27 protein-coding genes are annotated in these 18,808 nt (G+C 46.5%); 16 read left to right on the top strand and 11 right to left on the bottom strand.

Translation table 11 applies throughout. The features are described 5' to 3' along the window. Positions 1 to 100 precede the first annotated feature (100 nt). From B5F71_RS05935 to B5F71_RS05915, 5 genes are all read left to right on the top strand, one after another. Positions 101 to 358, top strand: coding sequence for a hypothetical protein (locus tag B5F71_RS05935; RefSeq protein ID WP_055172787.1), 258 nt, complete (start codon positions 101 to 103; stop codon positions 356 to 358). Positions 359 to 368: 10 nt separating this feature from the next. Beyond that, positions 369 to 620 (top strand): hypothetical protein, encoded by a 252-nt coding sequence (locus B5F71_RS05930; protein ID WP_087208457.1) that lies wholly within the window; start codon positions 369 to 371, stop codon positions 618 to 620. Between the two features lie 12 nt (positions 621 to 632). Further along, the gene (locus tag B5F71_RS05925) at positions 633 to 1,130 is read left to right on the top strand and encodes a hypothetical protein (RefSeq protein WP_087208456.1); all 498 of its coding nucleotides are present in this window, start codon (positions 633 to 635) and stop codon (positions 1,128 to 1,130) included. A 128-nt stretch (positions 1,131 to 1,258) separates the two neighbouring features. Then, positions 1,259 to 2,893, top strand: a complete 1,635-nt coding sequence (locus tag B5F71_RS05920) for a LuxR family transcriptional regulator (protein WP_087208496.1) — start codon at positions 1,259 to 1,261, stop codon at positions 2,891 to 2,893. Positions 2,894 to 3,156: 263 nt separating this feature from the next. Further along, on the top strand, positions 3,157 to 3,519 hold the full coding sequence (locus B5F71_RS05915; RefSeq protein WP_055300443.1) for a hypothetical protein: 363 nt from the start codon (positions 3,157 to 3,159) through the stop codon (positions 3,517 to 3,519). Positions 3,520 to 4,053: 534 nt separating this feature from the next. On the opposite strand, the gene B5F71_RS20155 is transcribed toward B5F71_RS05915, so the two are convergent. Further along, positions 4,054 to 4,230: a hypothetical protein gene (locus B5F71_RS20155; RefSeq protein WP_158098045.1), complete on the bottom strand. Its 177-nt coding sequence runs from the start codon at positions 4,228 to 4,230 to the stop codon at positions 4,054 to 4,056. 104 nt (positions 4,231 to 4,334) lie between these two features. On the opposite strand from B5F71_RS20155, the gene B5F71_RS05905 reads away from it, so the two are divergent. The 11 genes from B5F71_RS05905 to B5F71_RS05855 all read left to right on the top strand — a co-directional run bounded on the left by B5F71_RS05905 (position 4,335) and on the right by B5F71_RS05855 (position 13,518). Beyond that, positions 4,335 to 6,107: a DUF3945 domain-containing protein gene (locus tag B5F71_RS05905; RefSeq protein ID WP_087208454.1), complete on the top strand. Its 1,773-nt coding sequence runs from the start codon at positions 4,335 to 4,337 to the stop codon at positions 6,105 to 6,107. Between the two features lie 47 nt (positions 6,108 to 6,154). Continuing rightward, on the top strand, positions 6,155 to 6,418 hold the full coding sequence (locus tag B5F71_RS05900) for a DUF4099 domain-containing protein (RefSeq protein ID WP_087208452.1): 264 nt from the start codon (positions 6,155 to 6,157) through the stop codon (positions 6,416 to 6,418). 90 nt (positions 6,419 to 6,508) lie between these two features. Beyond that, positions 6,509 to 8,608 (top strand): type IA DNA topoisomerase, encoded by a 2,100-nt coding sequence (locus tag B5F71_RS05895; protein WP_087208451.1) that lies wholly within the window; start codon positions 6,509 to 6,511, stop codon positions 8,606 to 8,608. A 195-nt stretch (positions 8,609 to 8,803) separates the two neighbouring features. Next, a complete protein-coding gene (locus B5F71_RS05890) occupies positions 8,804 to 9,040 on the top strand; it encodes a hypothetical protein (protein WP_032944600.1) in 237 nt (78 codons plus the stop codon). Positions 9,041 to 9,051: 11 nt separating this feature from the next. After that, positions 9,052 to 9,381, top strand: a complete 330-nt coding sequence (locus tag B5F71_RS20970; RefSeq protein ID WP_234232281.1) for a hypothetical protein — start codon at positions 9,052 to 9,054, stop codon at positions 9,379 to 9,381. 5 nt (positions 9,382 to 9,386) lie between these two features. Further along, on the top strand, positions 9,387 to 9,602 hold the full coding sequence (locus B5F71_RS20965; protein WP_057252928.1) for a hypothetical protein: 216 nt from the start codon (positions 9,387 to 9,389) through the stop codon (positions 9,600 to 9,602). Positions 9,603 to 9,635: 33 nt separating this feature from the next. Further along, the gene (locus tag B5F71_RS05875) at positions 9,636 to 10,670 is read left to right on the top strand and encodes a PRTRC system protein E (RefSeq protein ID WP_087208449.1); all 1,035 of its coding nucleotides are present in this window, start codon (positions 9,636 to 9,638) and stop codon (positions 10,668 to 10,670) included. 3 nt (positions 10,671 to 10,673) lie between these two features. Further along, on the top strand, positions 10,674 to 10,895 hold the full coding sequence (locus tag B5F71_RS05870; RefSeq protein ID WP_055300447.1) for a PRTRC system protein C: 222 nt from the start codon (positions 10,674 to 10,676) through the stop codon (positions 10,893 to 10,895). Positions 10,896 to 10,932: 37 nt separating this feature from the next. Beyond that, a complete protein-coding gene (locus B5F71_RS05865; protein WP_087208447.1) occupies positions 10,933 to 12,015 on the top strand; it encodes a hypothetical protein in 1,083 nt (360 codons plus the stop codon). A 16-nt stretch (positions 12,016 to 12,031) separates the two neighbouring features. Next, complete coding sequence (locus B5F71_RS05860) at positions 12,032 to 12,733, top strand: prokaryotic E2 ligase family D protein (RefSeq protein ID WP_032944523.1); 702 nt, start codon at positions 12,032 to 12,034, stop codon at positions 12,731 to 12,733. Further along, positions 12,730 to 13,518, top strand: coding sequence for a PRTRC system ThiF family protein (locus tag B5F71_RS05855; protein WP_087208445.1), 789 nt, complete (start codon positions 12,730 to 12,732; stop codon positions 13,516 to 13,518). Before B5F71_RS05860 ends, B5F71_RS05855 begins: the two co-directional genes overlap by 4 nt. Positions 13,519 to 13,540: 22 nt before the next feature. Here B5F71_RS05855 and B5F71_RS05850 read toward each other — a convergent pair whose 3' ends face one another. The 10 genes from B5F71_RS05850 to B5F71_RS05805 form a co-directional block, all read right to left on the bottom strand. Then, the gene (locus B5F71_RS05850; RefSeq protein ID WP_235847334.1) at positions 13,541 to 13,897 is read right to left on the bottom strand and encodes a WG repeat-containing protein; all 357 of its coding nucleotides are present in this window, start codon (positions 13,895 to 13,897) and stop codon (positions 13,541 to 13,543) included. A gap of 23 nt (positions 13,898 to 13,920) precedes the next feature. Continuing rightward, positions 13,921 to 14,412: a hypothetical protein gene (locus B5F71_RS05845; RefSeq protein WP_087208443.1), complete on the bottom strand. Its 492-nt coding sequence runs from the start codon at positions 14,410 to 14,412 to the stop codon at positions 13,921 to 13,923. A gap of 120 nt (positions 14,413 to 14,532) precedes the next feature. Further along, positions 14,533 to 15,366: a hypothetical protein gene (locus tag B5F71_RS05840; RefSeq protein WP_087208441.1), complete on the bottom strand. Its 834-nt coding sequence runs from the start codon at positions 15,364 to 15,366 to the stop codon at positions 14,533 to 14,535. Further along, positions 15,363 to 15,812 carry a hypothetical protein gene (locus B5F71_RS05835; RefSeq protein ID WP_087208439.1) on the bottom strand — a complete coding sequence of 150 codons (450 nt, stop codon included), beginning with the start codon at positions 15,810 to 15,812 and terminating at the stop codon, positions 15,363 to 15,365. The genes B5F71_RS05840 and B5F71_RS05835 overlap by 4 nt, the downstream gene beginning before the upstream one ends. A gap of 42 nt (positions 15,813 to 15,854) precedes the next feature. After that, the gene (locus B5F71_RS05830) at positions 15,855 to 16,250 is read right to left on the bottom strand and encodes a hypothetical protein (RefSeq protein WP_087208437.1); all 396 of its coding nucleotides are present in this window, start codon (positions 16,248 to 16,250) and stop codon (positions 15,855 to 15,857) included. After that, positions 16,247 to 16,660: a hypothetical protein gene (locus B5F71_RS05825; RefSeq protein WP_087208435.1), complete on the bottom strand. Its 414-nt coding sequence runs from the start codon at positions 16,658 to 16,660 to the stop codon at positions 16,247 to 16,249. Before B5F71_RS05825 ends, B5F71_RS05830 begins: the two co-directional genes overlap by 4 nt. A 22-nt stretch (positions 16,661 to 16,682) precedes the next feature. After that, complete coding sequence (locus B5F71_RS05820; protein ID WP_087208433.1) at positions 16,683 to 17,189, bottom strand: hypothetical protein; 507 nt, start codon at positions 17,187 to 17,189, stop codon at positions 16,683 to 16,685. A gap of 65 nt (positions 17,190 to 17,254) precedes the next feature. Further along, positions 17,255 to 17,680 (bottom strand): hypothetical protein, encoded by a 426-nt coding sequence (locus B5F71_RS05815; RefSeq protein ID WP_004319192.1) that lies wholly within the window; start codon positions 17,678 to 17,680, stop codon positions 17,255 to 17,257. A gap of 75 nt (positions 17,681 to 17,755) precedes the next feature. Beyond that, entirely contained in the window at positions 17,756 to 18,244 is a 489-nt protein-coding gene (locus tag B5F71_RS05810) for a DUF2004 domain-containing protein (protein ID WP_087208432.1), read from the bottom strand. Between the two features lie 50 nt (positions 18,245 to 18,294). Then, complete coding sequence (locus tag B5F71_RS05805) at positions 18,295 to 18,669, bottom strand: hypothetical protein (protein WP_087208430.1); 375 nt, start codon at positions 18,667 to 18,669, stop codon at positions 18,295 to 18,297. Positions 18,670 to 18,808: the final 139 nt, after the last annotated feature.

Raw genomic sequence — 18,808 nt, 5'->3', positions numbered from 1 at the left:
CGCAAAGCCTTGCACTATCCGGCACGGGACAGAAAGGCAGGCAAGAAATAAAATACCGGCTTGACAAGCCGCAGATGTCTAACTCAAAAAAATGAAAGATATGAGCAGAAGCAACTTCACCCCGATGGAAAGATTCCATGAGATTCTAAACGGACACGGACTACAGGCCATGAACGTAGGTATAAATCATATCCGCATCTTTAGGGACGGCCGGAAAATATTCGACTACTATCCGCTGAGGATGAAACTCTTCGACTACCACAACTGGTACCAGCTTACCTATCCATCCTTCGGCAATGGCGACGGGAAATGGGAACAGGAACTTCAGGAGATAATCGGCAGACTTTCCGCCGCATAAACGGTATGCTATGGCAGCGCACATGAAAAAGACGGAATGGGACAATATTCCCGAATGGGCCATATATGCCCTGGAATACGGAACGGAAGAGGACGACAGCCTGAACGAAGAGGAACGGGCCATGATTGAAAAATTTATCGGCACACATTTCCCGAAAGGATACACGATGAGCGTGGATTGGGACGCCTGCAACGAGTTTGACCGCTATCCCGCATTTGGAGAGCCTTGCAAGACCTGCAAGGTTCTTTTTGTTTCACCATAAATACACAGAAAGATGAAAAGAATGACACTGAGCGAATACCTCGCTGTCCCCGAAAATTACCGGGGAGTATGGACTACCGAACGGTGGGACATTCCCGATTGGGAAAACTTGAGAAAAAGCCACATGGGAAAACGTACCCTGATGGTATATGACAGAGGCACGTGCCTGCTTATCGAGGGTCTGAGTCTTGAAATCGTGGACGACAGTTCCTGGAAGAAGCCGGAGGAAATCAAGAAGGAAATCCGTGAAAAATATCAGGAGTACCGTACTGAAAAGGGACGTGAACCGCATTTCCTCGAATGCGTCATACGCTGGAACGACACCTTGGAGGCACTGGAGACAAGAATAGCCCTGGACATGGATTCCGATACGGAAATGGACGATGAAATCTTCTTCTACTGCGATACTCTGGACAGCCTGCTGTCACTGGCTGACAAAAGCGGGGAAGATTTTGTCATAGCCGGATGTTTCGGATTCGGTGAATATAAAAAACTATTTACTATCATATAAATAAAACAATCATCACAAGATATAAATAGCTGCGCAACAAGATGATTGTCGGTGAAAAACATTATATTTGCATAGTAATGAACATAAACAGACTTTCTAAATCCGTAATTATAAAGACTTATTATGACATGAAATTCAAAATATGCTTGTTCCTTTTATCTATAAGTTTTCTATTTTCCTGCAACCAAGAACATTTATCAACATATAATTTCGACGAAAAAATACTTTTCATCGAAAATGATCCACACTTATATTTATCAAAAATCGATACAACAGGATTTCCTCAAATCAGGAACGGAAAAGAGGCGACTGATTTTATATTGTCGGCACTGACACTCAATTACGTGAATAACGACTGTTACCCGTCAAAAGAACAATTACAAAAAAGTATTCGCATCTTTAAGACAGAAAAGCTGGTACAACAACAATTAGAAGCCCAATATCTCCTGGCCGGAGTGTACAGAAAGGAAAAGGATCTAACGAATGAAGTACATGTTATAGAAGAAGCCATCTATCTTGCCAATCAAGAAGACGATAAAGAATGGCTGTTTTATCTCTACAGCTATTTAGGAGACATGTACATCAATCAATTCAATATGTTCCAATTTGTCAAATATCTCACATTGGCAAACCAATGTATAAAGGATGTGCCACTTGCGGATATGAGTATTTCTACCAAAATCCAACTCGCCAAAAATCTGTTATATACGGGAAACTACAACGAATCATATGAAATTTTGGAGGAATTAGAATATAACGTCGGCAAGAATAATACCTATTACAACGACATAAAGCGCTTACTGGGAGTTGTATTGTATAAAATGAATCAGTTGGATTCCAGTATAGAAAAACTGAATGACGCTTTAGCCACAGAGAAATCTATGAGCCACTTGTTTACCTGTCATTCTATTCTGACCTATTGCTATTATACAAAAAATGATCTGGTAAAAGCAGAGCAGCACAAAATACTGGCAAAGGAATGTGATACAGATGATGAGATAAGATTGTCAGAAATTGAATTTTATACATTATGTGCCGAATTTGCCAAAACAAATCATAACCTGGAAGAACAAATCCACTATTTGGATAAAGTAAAGGAGGGCTATACTTCTGTTCTTAATTACAATAGCGGACAGTCGTTGGATGAAGCGATACAGAGTTATACTCGTATCCATGAAAAAAGAATGTTCAACAAGCAGATTGCTACATACCGATATATTCTAACAGGCTTCCTTCTAATCGTATGTATATGGCTAATAGTGTATATAAGAATACGAAAGAAACAAGTCTATAAGATTCTTGCCCTGCAACGACAAATTGACTCATTGGAAAATTTGCGGAACATAAAAGACGAAGTGAAAGGTTTTATAATGCGAGACTTTGAAATAGCCAAAAAGATAGCCGTATTAAGAAATACCCAACAAGTGCAGAGCGCAAAATTTCTAAAGGATTTGGAGAAGCATAATATCATCGAAGGCAATGATCTACTGACGATGAATTGGGAACAGTTTTATAAAGATATAGACCTTTCTTTTGACGGGTTCTATTCCAAACTGGCAAAGGCATATCCCACACTCAATGAAAAAGAACTTCAACTCTGCTGTATGCTTATGTCCGGTTTTAAGACAGATGAAATTGCCGCCATCTGGATGAATAGCGTGTTCTCCGTACACAAGTATAAAACCAATGTCAGAAAGAAGATAAATGCTCAGGAAGGAGCTAATATCATAGCTTTTCTTTCAGAGAAATTGCCATTACAATAGTTTTACTTTGAATTACAAATTATTTTTCTCAAATACCACTGATTATCAATATTTTAATTTTCAATATTACAAGAATATAATCGTGTATTACCAATGGTTTCTGAGAGGGAATTCACTATCTTTGCATCATATAATTCAGTCGCAAAGCAACTGCTCTTTCTTATGATTATATATGGATTGTAAAATAACTCTATTATTGAGGTTGTAGCATATCATCTTATATTAGAGAATTAAATTATTAATAATACTTAAAATAATGTTCAATGAAAACAAATCGAATTGTATGTAGAAACTTATCTGCATTGATAATCGTTTTTTTGAGTCTTTTTATATGCCAGGCATGTTCCAAGGACACTCCTGATTTAAGCACTATCCGTGTACAAGTAGAAACTAATTCTGATGAACCTGTTAGAATTTATGGAACAAAGGATGGTGGAGAGACGGGCATAGTTATAAAAAACAATTATGATAAGACATTTGAGTTAGAAGGTGATGGATTCTCTATAGAAGCCAGATGTCAAGATCAGAACACCCTAATTAAAATTAATATATGGGTGAATGGTAAACTTAAAAAGAATATATCAGGTAATAAATATGTTACAAGTGGATATATATCATTGTTATAATGATTAAATAGAAGAAATTAAACAATATATTGACTCCTTCGGGGCTGTTTTGGAATATCTTAAATTCCAGAACAGCCCCGAATAGTTTTATCAAAAATAACTCATAAAAATCTATACCCCAATTTTATAACGAACACAAAATCAAATTCTGCAATCATTATTCAGAAACATACGGTCATAAGCCACGCTTCACTTGACAAGTCCCTTCCGAGAAGTTAACTCGGAGGGCGAATACCTCCACGTTCAAGCCTCCGGTTTTCGGGACACAAAATTCCCTGCGGTAATTTTCCGCCCGAAAAAACGCTCCGGTATTGCCGTCCGAGTTGAGGAAAGTACCGGGACTTAGCAAGCGAAGCGACCTACGACGCATAGATACAGGTCAAAATAAAAAAGAATCCGACGGGAGAACCATGCTCCCGTATGCCATCCCAATGGATTACGCCATCCGGTTATTCCCGTAAACAGAATTCCGCTTCCTGTCACAAAAGGACACATCAAGGGGGACAAAAGCAGCTCGCTCCCAACTCTGCATAATTACAGTTTTTCCTTTTCTTCTGTGCGGCTGTGCGTACCGCCATGCCCTTGTCTGTCCGGCCTGTTCCAGCCTTTTCCCTTTCCTTTGCCGCCTTTCGTTTTTTCTCCTTTTCCTGCCGTTTTACCCCGTTTTTTCACTCCGTTTTCTCCGGCCTGCGGTGTAATGTGATGACACATGGTGTAATATATATCCTAACATATTGTAAATCAATTATATATCAATTTTTCTCCTATATATTTGCGTTGACAACATGAGTTATCAACACTAAAAATCAAAAATTATGGCAAAGAAAAATGCACGGGAAGAACCCCCGAAACCGCAGGTCACCGAAAACGAGCAGATGAGTGACATCGTGTTCATCCTCGACAAGATGGAACTGATTCTGGAAGCGGTGTCGCAAATCGGACAGGACGGAAAATTCAACACGGTAGCCGCCGACAGGCAGAACCGGAACTCCTTCCTGAAGATTGACCGCTATGCAGATGCCTTCGAGAACTTCATCAAGAACTTCTGGAGCCAGCTGAAAGACCCGACACGCTTCGGAATCCTCTCCGTCAAGGAAGACAGGCTGGACGATCCTGCCGTACAGCAGGCCATCGAGGACATCGCCGCAGGAAAAAAGACAAAAGCCGTAGAGGAATTTCTCAAGCAGTACGAGATTGTTCCGCGCAACAAGGAAAACCAAAGTATCAACCAAAAAAATCAAGAAGAAATGGCAAAGAAAAATGAAACCCAGCAGCAGGCTGCCGCAGCTGACAGCCAGCCGCAGACCCAGTCCCCCCAGTACCGTTACAACGAGTCCATGATCAACTGGGAACAGCTCAAGAATTTCGGAATCTCCCGTGAATACCTCCAGGAACGCGGACTGCTCGAACAGATGCTCCGTGGCTACAAGACCAACCAGGTAGTACCCATCAGCATGAACTTCGGCTCGGCCGTACTGAGGACTGACGCACGTCTGTCATTCCAGCAGTCCATGGCGGGCGAAGTGGTGCTCGGCATCCATGGTATCCGACAGAAACCCGACCTCGACCGACCGTATTTCGGACATATCTTTTCCGACGAGGACAAGAGAAACCTGCTCGAAACGGGCAACATGGGACGTGTCGTGGAACTGAAAGGACGCAACGGGGAATATATCCCTTCCTTCATCAGTATTGACAAGCTGACCAACGAGGTGGTCGCCATGAAAGCGGAGAATGCCTTCATCCCGAGGGAAATCAAGGGCGTGGAACTGACAGAGCAGGAGCAGAATGACCTGCGTGAAGGCAAGAAGGTCTATGTCGAGGGCATGATCGCCAAGTCCGGTAACGAGTTCAACGCCTTCATCCAGGTGAATGCCGAACGCAGGGGTGTCGAGTTCATTTTCGAGAACGACAAGCTCTTCAACCGCCAGACACTCGGGGGCGTGGAACTGACACAGAAACAGATTGAGGACCTGAACGCCGGAAAAGCCATCTTCGTGGAGGGAATGCAGCGCAAGGACGGCGAGGTATTCTCCTCTTACGTGAAGCTGGACGAGGCGACGGGCCGCCCGTCCTACACCCGCTACAACCCGGACTCTCCGGAAGGCGCACGCGAAATCTATATCCCCAACGAAATCAACGGAGTGAAGATTACGGCGGAGGAACAGCAGCAACTCCGTGACGGCAAGGTGATTTTCCTCAATGACATGGTGAACCGCAAGGGAGAGGAATTCTCCTCCTTCATCAAGGCCGATTTGGAAACGGGACGCCTGAGCTACTCCCGTACGCCGGACGGTTTCGAGCAGCGCGAGGATTTCAAGATTCCAACCAAGGTATGGGACGTGGAACTGACCAGACAGCAGCGTGCGGACCTGCAGAGCGGAAAGGCCGTGCTGGTGGAAGGCATAAAGGGATATGACGGGAAGACCATCTCGCAGTACGTCAAGGCGAACTTCAACCAGGGGCGTCTGGACTTCTACAACGAAAATCCCGACCGTAAGCGTGACGCGTCACAGCGAAACGTGGTGGCCAACAGCCAGCGACAGGAACAGGGCAACCGCAAGTCAAAAGGTGCGAGCATTGCCTGATGGCAGGTTACTGAAAAATGAATGTTGAATCAAAAAAAGAAAGAAATATGAAAAAGGAAAACGGAAACGACATGCCTTTCAAGGCTGATGAAGTGAACTGGGACGAACTCTCCGGTATCGGTATCATGAAGGACGAGCTGGAACTCTCCGGCGAGATGGACACCCTCCTCAGGGGAGAGAAAACGAAAGTGATGTCCCTGAGCCTCGTGCTCCTCGGCGTGGACGTGGTGATGGACGCCACACTCCAGCTGGTCCGTAAGGGCGAGGCCCCGCTGCTGGAAATCCAGGGAGTGACACCGCTGGACAAATAATCTGAGAGCAATTATCAAGTAAACCGATGTCTTACCGCCGTTTCCTGTCTTCCGCATGGAAAACGGGAAACGGCTTAATTTTTATCCAATATGATAGCAATCATCGCAGAAAAGCCGAGTGTAGGCATGGACATAGCCCGTGTAGTCGGGGCTGATACAAGAAATGACGGCTACTGTTCCGGTAATGGATATATGGTAACCTGGGCACTGGGACACCTCGTGTCACTGGCCATGCCGGACACTTACGGTTATACGAAAACGGCAGCGGAGGACCTGCCGATGCTGCCGGACCCGTTCCGCCTGGTCTCCCGACAGATGCGCACGGACAGGGGAATGGTTACGGACATCGCCGCCTCGAAACAGCTGAAAGTCATAGAAAGCGTATTCAACCGCTGTGACAGCATCATCGTGGCTACCGATGCCGGTCGTGAAGGGGAACTTATCTTCCGCTGGATATACGACTTTCTGGGCTGCACGAAACCATTCAGACGCCTGTGGATTTCCTCGCTTACTGACGAGGCCATACGGAAAGGGCTGGAGGAACTGAAGGACGGCTCGGAATACGACAGCCTGTATGCCGCCGCCGACAGCCGCGCGAAGGCGGACTGGCTGGTGGGCATGAACGCCAGCCGTGCCCTGGCCATCGTCTCCGGCTCGTCCAACAACTCGATCGGACGGGTGCAGACTCCGACGCTCGCCATGATATGCAGCCGCTACAGGGAGAACCGCAGTTTCGTATCCACACCATACTGGCAACTGCATGTCACCCTCAATGGCGGCACGTCACACCGCCGCTTCTTCCATCCCGCGACCTTTGACGACAGGCAGAAGGCAGAAACCGCCTACCGCAGTCTCTCTCCCGATTCTTCGGCGACGGTCACGAAGGTGGAGCGCAGGAAAACCCTGCAACAGCCGCCGCTGCTCTACGACCTGACGGCACTTCAGAAGGACTGCAACGTGCACCTCGACCTGCCCGCGGCAAAGACGCTGGACATCGCCCAGTCGCTCTACGAGAAGAAGCTCATTTCCTACCCGAGAACGGGAAGCCGGTATATCCCGCACGACGTGATGGCCTGTGTGCCCGGTCTGCTGGAAAGGATAATGGCCATGCCCGCATTCGCCACAAGTGCCGGAATCCTTGACTTTGCGCGTCTCAACACCCGTAGCGTGGACGACAGCAAAGTGACGGACCACCATGCCCTCATCACGACCGGCATCGCACCCGAAGGGCTTTCCGAAGCGGAGGAGGCCGTCTATACGCTGATAGCTGGACGTATGCTGGAGGCGTTCTCGCCCTGCTGCGAGAAGGAACTGATTCTTATGGAGTGCCGTCTGGACAACATGGATTTCCGCTCGAAAAGCTCCCTTGTCGTCAGTCCGGGATGGCGCGGCATCTTCTGCAGGAAAGAGGACAGGCAGGACGACGAGCCGGAAATCGACGAGGGTACGGCCGTATTTGCCGAAGGGGACACGGTCCCTGTTTCAGGATTCGGACTGGCCCAGAAGAAGACCGTGCCCAGACCGCTCTATACCGAAGCCACGCTGCTGGCAGCAATGGAGACCTGCGGCAGGGAGATAGCCGACGAACAGGCACGCGAGGCCGTGAAGGAGCTGGGTATCGGCACGCCCGCCACAAGAGCCGCCATCATCACCACACTGTTCAAACGTGACTATATCGCCCGCTCCGGCAAGAGCATCCTCCCCACAGAGAAGGGACTCCATATCTACGATGCGGTGAAGGACATGCTCGTGGCGGATGTTTCCCTGACAGGAAGCTGGGAGAAGACCCTGCTCCAGATAGAGCGGCACACACTCGGACCGGACACGTTCATGGCATCCATCACGGACTACACCCGCAAGGCTACCCGTGAAATCCTGAACCTCAGCCTTCCGGCGGTAGCCGCCCGCACGTTCACCTGTCCCAAATGCAAGACCGGACACATCATCGTCAGGGAGAAGAGTGCCCGCTGCGACAATAAAGGGTGCGGACTGACCGTGTACCGCAGATTCCTGAACAAGGAACTGACGGACCAGCATCTGGAACAGCTCTTCTCCTCCGGCTCCACACGGCTCATCAAGGGATTCAAGGGAAAGAAGGGCGTGGCTTTCGACGCTTCGGTCACCTTTGACGCCGGATTTACCCTGACACTCTCGTTCCCCAAAAACGGGAACGGCAGGAAAAGGAAATGATGAAGCCATCCCGATTCGCGGGGCAAAGGTCGCAGCCCGCCCGTTTCCACCGGCAAGGTCTGGCCTTACGGTTTCTGGGAAAAATCATCCTCGCCCGAGGCTCCGGTATTTTTCCCGAAAACCTTGCCTGTGGAGGCGGACTGCAAGAAAGCCCCTGAAACCGGGAATGGCATTCCCGCCAAACACATGAAGATTATGAAAACAAAAGAACGTATCAGAAAGATAGCGGACAGCAGATGGGCAAGGACACTCGCGCTGGCCGTAACAGCAGCCATCATATTCAGCTGGCTCTATTCCCACGGTATATCGCCTGTATGGACCGCCGTGGCCATCATCTGTTTCAGGGGACTCTTCAGGTTCCTCTACCGTATAGCCTGTTTTCTCGTGGCACTGGCCATCATTCTGTGCATACTGAGTTTTCTGGTCTTCTGAAATCTGACGATATGGAACATGCACGGAATTTATCATTGCAGCATAAGGGAGCTGTCCGGGAGCGGGCGGCTCTTTTTGTATCCGTCACAACCGGAAATGACACGGGAAGAAAAGGGAAAGGACTAAAAACACAGACATTGGCAAACCGAGAACTACAGGGCAAAGTTGGCAAACGCTTCTTGTCGGACGGCAAGGTCAGGCCGCAAGCGGTTTCGGAAAAAATCATCCTCGCTGCGCTCCGGTATTTTTCCCGAAAACCCTGCCTTTCCGGAAGCATTTGCCGTTGGGCCCTTGTAGTTCAACGGGCTGCCAAAGCCCGGGTATTCACAGTTAAAAATTAAAGAATATGCAACAAGCGATCATCACAAGACAGTCACCAGCTCCGATAGGGATGCCCGTGACAAGAAGACCGAAAGTACACGTCCCGCAACCGGCAATCAAGCTGCCACCAAGGGGAACCACAGGTCCCGTTCACATCTCAAAGCTGCTGAACCCCGTTCTGGAAATTTGCAGACATCCGGACAGGAACAGGCTGCTGGCAGAATTCTTCAGCGAATATTGAAACACATCGTCTAATCATTTAATATCTGAAATTATGTTTTTTACAGCAATCCACCAGATGATGACGGAAAGCGTGGACCTCACGATCGTCATCCGCAAGACAAACGGACAACTGACCGTTTCCACATTGCCCAAATCGAACGGACTCAAGGACGAGGCCCAGAACCACATCGTGCCGCTGACTGTCACGGGCACACCGCAGGAACTTGATACGGGATTCCTGCAGGCAGTCACAAGACCTATACAGAAAACGTGCGGACTGATCTCCAACATGGCACAGTTCGAGGCACAGGCGGACAAGGCCGCCGCCAGCAGCAAGGCTGCCAAGGAAGCGAAATCCAAGGAGACGAAGGAAGAACGCGAGAAACGGGAAAAGTATGAGAAACTGATGAAGAAGGCGGAAGAACTGACAGCGGCCAGAAACCACCGGGAAGCCGTCAGTGTGCTTACACAGGCGAAAGCACACGCGAATGCCGCCCAGTTGAAGGAAATCGAGGAGAAGATAAAGGCGGCCGACACGGAAATGAACCGGGGAAGCCTCTTCGACCTGATGGAACAGGAAGCACAGCCGGAACCTTCGGTACAGCAGCAACAGCCACACTCCCAGCAGCCGGCATACACGCAGGCACCGGAACAGAGAAATCCGCAACCGCAACGTCCGCAACAGCCGGCACCGCAGCAGACATACACGCGGAGACCGTCACAGCCGATGCCGGGACAGGCTCAGCCCGCACCGCAGAGACCACAACAGGCATACACGCAGCATCCGCAACAACCGGGAATATGGCCGTCGCAACAACAGCCGCCACAGCCGCAGGCAAGACCGCAGATACAGCCGCACGCGCAATACGTACAGCGGACAGGAGGACAGCAGCCTTCCCAACCTCAATATCCGCCGCAGCCTGAAATACAGGACTGGCAGGAAGAACGGTTCATGCAGGAGGACGAACAGCAACCGTACCTCTCCGATCAGGAACACCCCGCATACAGTGAGAAGGACTACGAGGAATACATCGATTTCCCGCAGTCCATGCTGGAACCCAAGTATTCACCTTATCAGACAGTTTAAGACATGGCACTCGAAATCAAAGGAATGACACGCTCATTCAAATTCAAGAAAGGAACGGAGTATATAACCCTTCAGGACCCGGATCCGAACATCTCGCCGGACATGGTCATGAGCTACTATTCGAACATGTACCCGGAACTGACGACGGCTACCGTTCACGGACCGGTCATCAGGGAGGACATGACAGAATATGAGTTCAAGACAACTATCGGAACAAAAGGATAAAGAATATGGCAAAGGACAACAGAAAAAAGAAGAAATCATGTGTACCATTGGACGGATATCAGGCGGAACAGCTCGCGAGACTTATCATTGCGGAAACAGAAAGGAAGGTGCATTACGGCACGGAAAGAAAGAAACGGATTGCGGCACCCAGCGGTGCCGTAATTCTTTTCTGAACGCTACGTTCTTGCCGATATCCCCATCGGAACTGTTCACGGACGGTACTGACGGGAAGCCGCACAATCTTATCACGCAGGAAAACTATGAGTACCTGCGTGATTCCTTTTTCAGATATGCACTCCTCATGAAGAAGGAGGCGGTACATACACCGGGACGAACGCCCGGTGGAAGCATTGCCAGACTGCACGAAGATATGTGTAACCTTGTAGGCAATGACATGAATGTCAACATTGAGCAGGACGAAGAAAGACTCCTGTTCCGTCTCTGGAAATGTCATGAATGGGGAGAACTCACGTTGTATTACTTCCCGACGAAGTTCATGGAAAGGCTCGGACCGGAACTGAGACGCATATCCGTCACCTTCATCCACAACCTGATGCAGGCGAACGGAATAAACACCGTACTGGACGAGGATGACATGGACTATGCCCTGACACTGATGTCTGAGGATGACTCAGGTGAAACGGCATCCGACCGGAAAAAGAGGCGGAGGCTCCTGCACTCCTATGAGGAAGGCAGGATACATGCCCTGTTACGCCGGGTGGAACGCAAATCCTATTACAAGAATCTGCCGAAGGCAATCGACCGATATAAGCCGAAGAACGGGTACGAACAGTCACTGCTCTCTGTCATGAAGGAGGGACTGGAGTTCCTTACACCTGAACACGGCATCATGGAATACGGCTACGATCCCTTCTACGAGGAAGAACCGGACTTTTTGCCCATGTACCTCAGCAAGCAGATCCGGGTCATCTATGACTGCACCGACATGATAACGGAATATCTCACCGACTATTACAACTCCTACAGCCAGGAGACATACGACATTATTCCGGTCACCACCTGTGACCTGTCTCCGGAAACGGAGGAACTGTTCCGCATGGACGACTATCCGGAACGTTTCTTCAAATGGGCGGAAAAATTCATCAACATCACAGTATAAACCAATCTGAAAGCATATGATAGACAGCAACGAACTGACCAGAAAGATCAAGACACCGCTCAACCCCAAGGCGGCACTGATTGCCTATGCCTCGGAGAATGACAGGAACTTTTTCCTTGAAATCCGTGAAATTGACGACCGGGGAAACATGACGGAAGGTAGACCGGTAACCCTGGAATTCATGAACACGCTCGTGAAGGGATACTCGGAAAGACACAGCACCACTCCATACGGGAAGATTCCCGACAACCTGTTGTATTGCGACCCGCGCAAGGGAAGCGAGAGATACGTGTGGTACAACCCTCCGCACAAGAGGATGATGTTCTTCAGCCCCGCGCTCAAAATAGAAAACGCGGAATATTACCTGCCGGGAGTGATCTATGAGGCCGGAGAACACGGAATGAGAATCTATGCCTACAAGGAAAATGTTCCCGGACCGGATACCGTGCTGTATGCCGCGCCATTCTTCAACGTGACAGGTTCCAGCGTATGTCTGGGAAACGCCAGGATAGATCTGCCGAAGGACCTGACCTATGAGAAGCTGCTGCAGTACTGGGAAAGGAAATTCTGGCTGACGGAATTCTCCCACCTGGGAGGGAACGGGAACCCGACAAAATCAAACCTCGTGCTGGTGACAAAGGCGGCACGGGACAGGGACTTCAACCTCGACGAACTGAAGCAACTGAACAACATGAAACTTAAAGACATACTGAAATGAAAAGAGTACACTACATCGACAACTATCTCATAAACCCGCAGCATCCGGTAACGGTAAACCTTATCGGAGCGGGAGGAACAGGCTCGCAGGTGCTTACCTGCCTGGCCAGGCTTGACACGGCACTGAGGGGACTGGGACATCCCGGACTGTTCATAACTGTGTATGATTCCGACATCGTGACGGAGGCCAATATCGGGCGGCAGCTCTTCAGCCCCTCGGACATCGGCCTGAACAAGGCACAGTGTCTTGTCACACGCATGAACAACTTCTTCGGCAACGACTGGAAGGCGGTACCGGACATCTATCCGGCAGCTCTGAAGGACGCCAGACGGGACAATCTGGCCAACATAACGATTACCTGCACGGACAACATAAAGTCCCGTCTCGATCTGTGGAACATACTGAAAGCCGTGCCGGTTTCAGAATACAGAAGCCACGAGACCCCCCTGTACTGGATGGACTTCGGCAACACGCAGGATACGGGACAGGTCATCCTCGGAACCGTACCGAAGAAAATCAAACAACCGGCATCCAAGCTGTACGAAACGGTAGAATCGCTGAAGGTGATCACACGATATGTCAAATACGCGAAAGTAAAGGAGAAAGACTCGGGACCGAGCTGCTCACTGGCGGAGGCCCTGGAAAAGCAGGACCTGTTCATCAACTCCACATTGGCACAGCTCGGCTGCAACATCCTGTGGAAAATGTTCCGCAACGGTATGATCGAGTATCACGGACTGTACCTGAACCTCTCCACCATGAAAGTGAATCCTATCGGGGTGTGACAATATCATGCCCCGATTACATCTATTCAATCCTGTTTCCGCTATGGTCAATGTAGTACCAGTCATCACTTTCCCAATACCAGTGCTCGCCGCCGGAGCCTGCCACCTCTTTCCGTTCCCCCGAATCGGTGACTTTCGCCTTGCCACCCTCGAATGGATAGCCGAAGGCAAAACGAGGACGGATGACGGTCTTGCCTGTCTCGTCTGCGTAACCGATACGCCCTTTCCGGTCCACTATGCGGTACAGTCCTTCACTTACATAGTCGTCTCCGTTGTCATATTGAAACGCTGCATAATGTCTTGCACTGCCGCAACTGCACAGCAGCAATACGGCGCTCAGATAAATGATAATCTTGTTCATGATGCGGGTTGTTTTCATTTGATAATCTGTTTTTGTTAATGTCAAGGCAGCAGGAACTGCATGTTGAAACGGCAGAACAGCCTGTATGCCGCATATCCGGCAAGCAGGGTGATACCTGTAAAAATCCAAAATATGGTTCTGCGCCTCTTCTTCTCTGAATTTTCCATCCGGTCAAACTCCGCCTTCAACCTTTCATAGCGGCTTTCCTTGTAGATCCGTCCGTTTACCAGAATCAATATGACAAACGGAACAAGGATATAGCCCAATATCCCCTTTGACTTGTGGAGAATATACAGATGCCATGCAGTCTGACTGTCAAGACAGTTGAGTATGACAGCCGTGAACAGCACGACATAGACATACTGCATAACAGTAACAGTCGCAAAGGTACGGTGCGGCAGGCCATGTTTGGTCGAATACCATGACCAATAGAAGATATTGTCCCAGAATGAAATTCGGGGAGGTTTGATGAAGGGCTTTTGCTTGTATGCTTCCTTCCTTTCCTGATTATATTTATGCCTTCTTTTCTCCATATTCCATTCAGTAATACCAAATATATGTATTTCAGAAACATTCCATTCATATAGGACAAAAGTAACGAAATCGATTGATTGTCATGCAATAATGTGGAAGAAATCAAGATAAATCTGTACTTAGAACCTCGTATCTTCAGTCCATTCCAGACTGTCCACTGGACAAAGTTCAACTTTCTTCATTTCATACCATACCGTCAGTAGTATCCTTATGCTGTCAGACGTATATCCCTTGCCCCATGTGCATTCGGCAAACTTCCGTGTGCCGTCCCTGATTTCATCAATGGTGGCATGGTTCAACAACCTTGCACGGAACCCTCCGTCCATATCCCCCTTTGTTGCCCGTACCTGCATCGCATAGACCGGTTGCCCGTATCGGGTCGTGCGTTCGTCTTGGTCGATCTGACGCTGCAAGGCTTCATTGGGTGCTTCCTGACGGGCTCCTATCTTGAAATGCAGTGAAAGATAATCCCTGTAACTTTGTGGTACTTCGACCAGCTCTTTCTCCGCAGGAACTGTATTCTCCGAGGCCATGGGAAACGCCATGTTCACAACTACCACTATTGCTACGATAACCGCCCAATAGACCGCTAACGCCCGTTTCCAGTAACGGGGACGCTTACGAAGTTCCTGACGGACTTCCTTGCATATCTTCTTATCGTCAAAAAATCCCAGAGGGATGGCCGACAGCAGCACCGCCAGGCCCACCAGACCATAGACGATAATCTTTTGCGGCACGTTTACCAGATGCACGTACCCGTCTTGTCCCCTTGCTGCCAGGAATGTGCCGGCCAACAGGACATATTCCGGGATGATGCTCAGGCAATATACTCCGGCAGCTAACGCCTTGTGCTTCCTCTTATTGTTCCATTCCGTGAAATGCGCATAAGGAATTTTATGCAGCATCACCAACATGCGGAAAAATCGGCTGAATATGTTCTTTCCTTCTGTCATTTGAGTATTTCATTTATCCATTTCAGTGCGGTTACTAATAAAACCATTGCGGGAATACCCAGTAAATAGAGAGAGAAAAAGAACAGGTTACGTCGGAAAGGACTGAACTTACAGCCCGCATAATGCTGCATGACCGCTTTCCGCCGGTAAGGCGGGTATATTTTGCCGAACAAGCGGTCTGTCATGATGACAGAAACGGAAAACACGATTACAAGAATGACTCCAAACACCTCGTATGCCAAGTCATGAAGGAAAAGACCGGCTATGGCCAGAAGCGGTATGAATATAAAAAGCACAATACAGGCCCACAGCATATCACTTCCTCTGGGCTGTTTGAAATTGACCTTGTGATAATTCTCCCATGTTATTTCTCCCAACCAGAACAGATAGTCGAAGAAATAATAACGTCGCTTTCGTTCTTGCTCTGTATATCCCTGTTTCCTCATAAGGTTTTCCGTTTATCTTATTTCCTTTCGCAAAATAGCAGGTCATAACCCGTATTTCCCGATATAACAGCAAAATAAGAAAAAAAAGACCACAAAAATCATATATAGAATGGACAAAATACTCCATTTCAGCTTTTGAGGTTCATTTTCAACTTCCTCCTTTATACGCTCAAAGGCCCCGTTTTTACACATGGTACGGTTGCGAAGCCGTTCAATGGTTAACATCCCTAACATATAAAATGCGAAATACAATGGTTCGTATTCTTTTGATAATACTTTATCCACAGATTTATCGATAAGTATTAATATCCCAAAATACAAAAGCACATCAAAGGAGGCCACAAACAACATTGCAGCATAACCTTCTCCGAGTGTTTTACCCAACCCCCATCGACGAAATTTATGAAACTTAATATAAATATACTTCCATACGTTCATAATTGTTTAACTGCAAATAAGACCGGTATCATTTTTTGAGACCACAAATACATTGACGATGCTACAAATGCAAGCGTAAATAAAACAAACAGCAACGAGAGTGTTCCCCACAAAAACTTTCTGGGTTCTTCCTCAACCTCTTTTTTTATACGCTCAAAAGCTCCCTTTTTACGCAAGGTATGGTTACGAATCATCCAAAGAATAAAACCTCCACCAAGTAAAATAAGTACATACAAAAGCCCGTAGCAAGGAATTAAATTATAACCTGTTAATCCATCTATCAAAAATACAATCCCCGAATATACGCAAAAGTCAAGCTCTACAACAAACAACATTGCCGTATAATCTCCTGCAAGTGTCTCCCGCCGGAATTGATAAAACTTTATATAGGTATATTTCCAAACATTCATTTTACTTGCTTGGCCGTTATGTTTAGTGGCTAACCGACCTTTCAGGGAAGGTTGAACCGCTTGTTAGCTGATATTTGATTATTCTTAATTCTAATATTTTTTGAGCTGCTTGATTTTTAATACTGTTTCGCAATATTTCCAATCTCCGTTTTCCTATACGTTTGTCTGAAGCCCGAAATATATCGGTCAATCCCCAATAATCATCTTCAAATCTGCGAGTTAATATATCTGAAACTGGGGTATCTATGTATTCCCGTATTAAGTTTGAAATAAAAGATATATCACAATAATATGGGTATTCGGCAGTTTGAGGTATATGTGCATGATGATGGGATACATGACCATCCTTATCAACAAAATCTTTTGGATAATCAAATATGATTTCTTTTCCTATGGTTATCCAATATCGAGGGCATGGACTTGTTGCCCTGTCGCTCCTCATAGGATATACAGCACAATGTATCTGGAAATCAATCTCTGGATCAATGATCAGATATAATTCCTTTTGCAATTTACTCCATCTTTTCATATATTCTTCCTCTGTAGCTAATGTTTGGTGGCTAACCGACCTTTAAGGGGAGGTTTAGCCGCTTGTTATTCTTTCAATTTGGATATGGAGTGTAATATTACAGCTCTTCTATTGGTTATACCGGTTTCTTCACATATACAAGCAATTCCATCAGACAATATTATGGCAAAGCCAAAATTTGACTGTATTCCTGCATTTATAGCCTCTGATATATCCGCCCATTTTTGATCCAGCTCAAAAAAACCGATGCAATATCCTTCTTTCTCTTTAGATAATTCACGAAGTCTATCTGTCAAATGGATTAAATCCGTAGAATTATAGACCTCGACAATCTTATTCTCATTTATAATATCCATCATATTATGACAAATTCGACTAATAGCTTTTACTCTTTTTTTGTTTGATGACAGTTCAAAAAAGAAACGGTCTTGATAACCAGAATTAATGAATTGCTTACAAAAAAAATCTTCTATGGTATTTCCTTTATTCATATCCAATTCTTTTGAAGAATAATGTCCGGCGAATAATCGACCTTTCGGGAGATTCATCCGCTTGTTAATCGCATTTCAACTCTCCCATGTAACATAATTGATTTTGCCCGTTTTGTCAGTGTTGATAACCACCACCATATCGGCAATCTCACGTCCTATGGTATAATCCCATACAGCATAGTTTTCGTTGCCGGGATAGAAACCGATGCGTTTCAATTTTAATGCAGTCAATAACCTTTCTTCTTTGGACTTAGAGGCATCTGTACCTACTAAAACTTTATCAATTATAGAAGCGTCCAATTCTTCAAGATGAAAATCGACATATTCCTTAACATCACCTCCATCTTCGTAATCGGCACGAATGGCTGCTTCCACATCGGCTTTATGTTGTTCCAAGTCCTTGATATAGTTTTCATATTCTGCAACCCAGTCATATTCAGGCATACCATCATAGAAATTCAGATCTAATTTTATCTGACGATTGTCAATAACTATTTGTCCCTCATTATATTCTTGGGAAGAGTTGATTTCTACTTCTCCGAAGTAAGTAATGTTCTTTTTCATATTTCGTCTTTTTTATTCTTTCAAGCGATTAATGTTTGGCAGCGTTCCGCTTATTCAGTCGGTTTGCTGTCTATTATCTGCTTATTTATAGTTTTCAAAAATGAATTAATTACCTCAAATTCATCTCTATTACATCTAATCTTGGAAATAGTTTCTGAGGTTGTTTTATAGACCATTATTAAAGTTTCTTTCCTGTAGCTAAACACTACATTACTTAAGTCTGTCATTCCCTTACCGCCTTTACCAAATCTATAAGGGAAATAATATTTTACCTTTTGATTACCTCTGTCAATATCAATATAACCATTCTTGTTTGAGCCACAAACGATGCTTAAATGCAGATAGTTATTTGTCTCAATATGCGAAGATACAAAAGGGGCAGAAAAGAGAAACATACCTATCAATATTGTCAGTACGATTTTCATTCTAATACATTCTTTTTTAGGCTATAAGCAGATAATGGGATGCAGCTTGCCGCCGTTAGGTGGCATAGGTGCTTGTTAGTCGCATATTTAACTTTCACAAGTAATATCTAATATTTTTCCTTTATTGTCAGTATGTACT

Origin of the sequence: Bacteroides sp. An269 (assembly GCF_002159755.1) — a bacterium.
Taxonomy (GTDB): Bacteria; Bacteroidota; Bacteroidia; order Bacteroidales; family Bacteroidaceae; genus Phocaeicola; species Phocaeicola intestinalis.
Note: the sequence above shows the minus strand (reverse complement) of the source record. Positions and strands in the feature narration are given on the sequence as shown.

What these genes read in the sequence shown, in the direction of transcription:
- B5F71_RS05855 (WP_087208445.1), top strand. Translation starts at nt 12,730, where the DNA reads ATGAAAAGAGTACACTACATCGACAACTATCTCATAAACCCGCAGCAT.
- B5F71_RS05865 (WP_087208447.1), top strand. Translation starts at nt 10,933, where the DNA reads ATGTGTACCATTGGACGGATATCAGGCGGAACAGCTCGCGAGACTTAT.
- B5F71_RS05875 (WP_087208449.1), top strand. Translation starts at nt 9,636, where the DNA reads ATGTTTTTTACAGCAATCCACCAGATGATGACGGAAAGCGTGGACCTC.
- B5F71_RS20965 (WP_057252928.1), top strand. Translation starts at nt 9,387, where the DNA reads ATGCAACAAGCGATCATCACAAGACAGTCACCAGCTCCGATAGGGATG.
- B5F71_RS05845 (WP_087208443.1), bottom strand. Translation starts at nt 14,412, where the DNA reads ATGGAGAAAAGAAGGCATAAATATAATCAGGAAAGGAAGGAAGCATAC.
- B5F71_RS05860 (WP_032944523.1), top strand. Translation starts at nt 12,032, where the DNA reads ATGATAGACAGCAACGAACTGACCAGAAAGATCAAGACACCGCTCAAC.
- B5F71_RS05825 (WP_087208435.1), bottom strand. Translation starts at nt 16,660, where the DNA reads ATGAATGTTTGGAAATATACCTATATAAAGTTTTATCAATTCCGGCGG.
- B5F71_RS05840 (WP_087208441.1), bottom strand. Translation starts at nt 15,366, where the DNA reads ATGACAGAAGGAAAGAACATATTCAGCCGATTTTTCCGCATGTTGGTG.
- B5F71_RS05870 (WP_055300447.1), top strand. Translation starts at nt 10,674, where the DNA reads ATGGCACTCGAAATCAAAGGAATGACACGCTCATTCAAATTCAAGAAA.
- B5F71_RS05820 (WP_087208433.1), bottom strand. Translation starts at nt 17,189, where the DNA reads ATGAAAAGATGGAGTAAATTGCAAAAGGAATTATATCTGATCATTGAT.
- B5F71_RS20155 (WP_158098045.1), bottom strand. Translation starts at nt 4,230, where the DNA reads ATGTGTCATCACATTACACCGCAGGCCGGAGAAAACGGAGTGAAAAAA.
- B5F71_RS05850 (WP_235847334.1), bottom strand. Translation starts at nt 13,897, where the DNA reads ATGAAAACAACCCGCATCATGAACAAGATTATCATTTATCTGAGCGCC.
- B5F71_RS05890 (WP_032944600.1), top strand. Translation starts at nt 8,804, where the DNA reads ATGAAAACAAAAGAACGTATCAGAAAGATAGCGGACAGCAGATGGGCA.
- B5F71_RS05900 (WP_087208452.1), top strand. Translation starts at nt 6,155, where the DNA reads ATGAAAAAGGAAAACGGAAACGACATGCCTTTCAAGGCTGATGAAGTG.
- B5F71_RS05895 (WP_087208451.1), top strand. Translation starts at nt 6,509, where the DNA reads ATGATAGCAATCATCGCAGAAAAGCCGAGTGTAGGCATGGACATAGCC.
- B5F71_RS20970 (WP_234232281.1), top strand. Translation starts at nt 9,052, where the DNA reads ATGGAACATGCACGGAATTTATCATTGCAGCATAAGGGAGCTGTCCGG.
- B5F71_RS05920 (WP_087208496.1), top strand. Translation starts at nt 1,259, where the DNA reads ATGAAATTCAAAATATGCTTGTTCCTTTTATCTATAAGTTTTCTATTT.
- B5F71_RS05805 (WP_087208430.1), bottom strand. Translation starts at nt 18,669, where the DNA reads ATGAAAATCGTACTGACAATATTGATAGGTATGTTTCTCTTTTCTGCC.
- B5F71_RS05930 (WP_087208457.1), top strand. Translation starts at nt 369, where the DNA reads ATGGCAGCGCACATGAAAAAGACGGAATGGGACAATATTCCCGAATGG.
- B5F71_RS05835 (WP_087208439.1), bottom strand. Translation starts at nt 15,812, where the DNA reads ATGAGGAAACAGGGATATACAGAGCAAGAACGAAAGCGACGTTATTAT.
- B5F71_RS05810 (WP_087208432.1), bottom strand. Translation starts at nt 18,244, where the DNA reads ATGAAAAAGAACATTACTTACTTCGGAGAAGTAGAAATCAACTCTTCC.
- B5F71_RS05925 (WP_087208456.1), top strand. Translation starts at nt 633, where the DNA reads ATGAAAAGAATGACACTGAGCGAATACCTCGCTGTCCCCGAAAATTAC.
- B5F71_RS05905 (WP_087208454.1), top strand. Translation starts at nt 4,335, where the DNA reads ATGGCAAAGAAAAATGCACGGGAAGAACCCCCGAAACCGCAGGTCACC.
- B5F71_RS05935 (WP_055172787.1), top strand. Translation starts at nt 101, where the DNA reads ATGAGCAGAAGCAACTTCACCCCGATGGAAAGATTCCATGAGATTCTA.
- B5F71_RS05815 (WP_004319192.1), bottom strand. Translation starts at nt 17,680, where the DNA reads ATGAATAAAGGAAATACCATAGAAGATTTTTTTTGTAAGCAATTCATT.
- B5F71_RS05915 (WP_055300443.1), top strand. Translation starts at nt 3,157, where the DNA reads ATGAAAACAAATCGAATTGTATGTAGAAACTTATCTGCATTGATAATC.
- B5F71_RS05830 (WP_087208437.1), bottom strand. Translation starts at nt 16,250, where the DNA reads ATGAACGTATGGAAGTATATTTATATTAAGTTTCATAAATTTCGTCGA.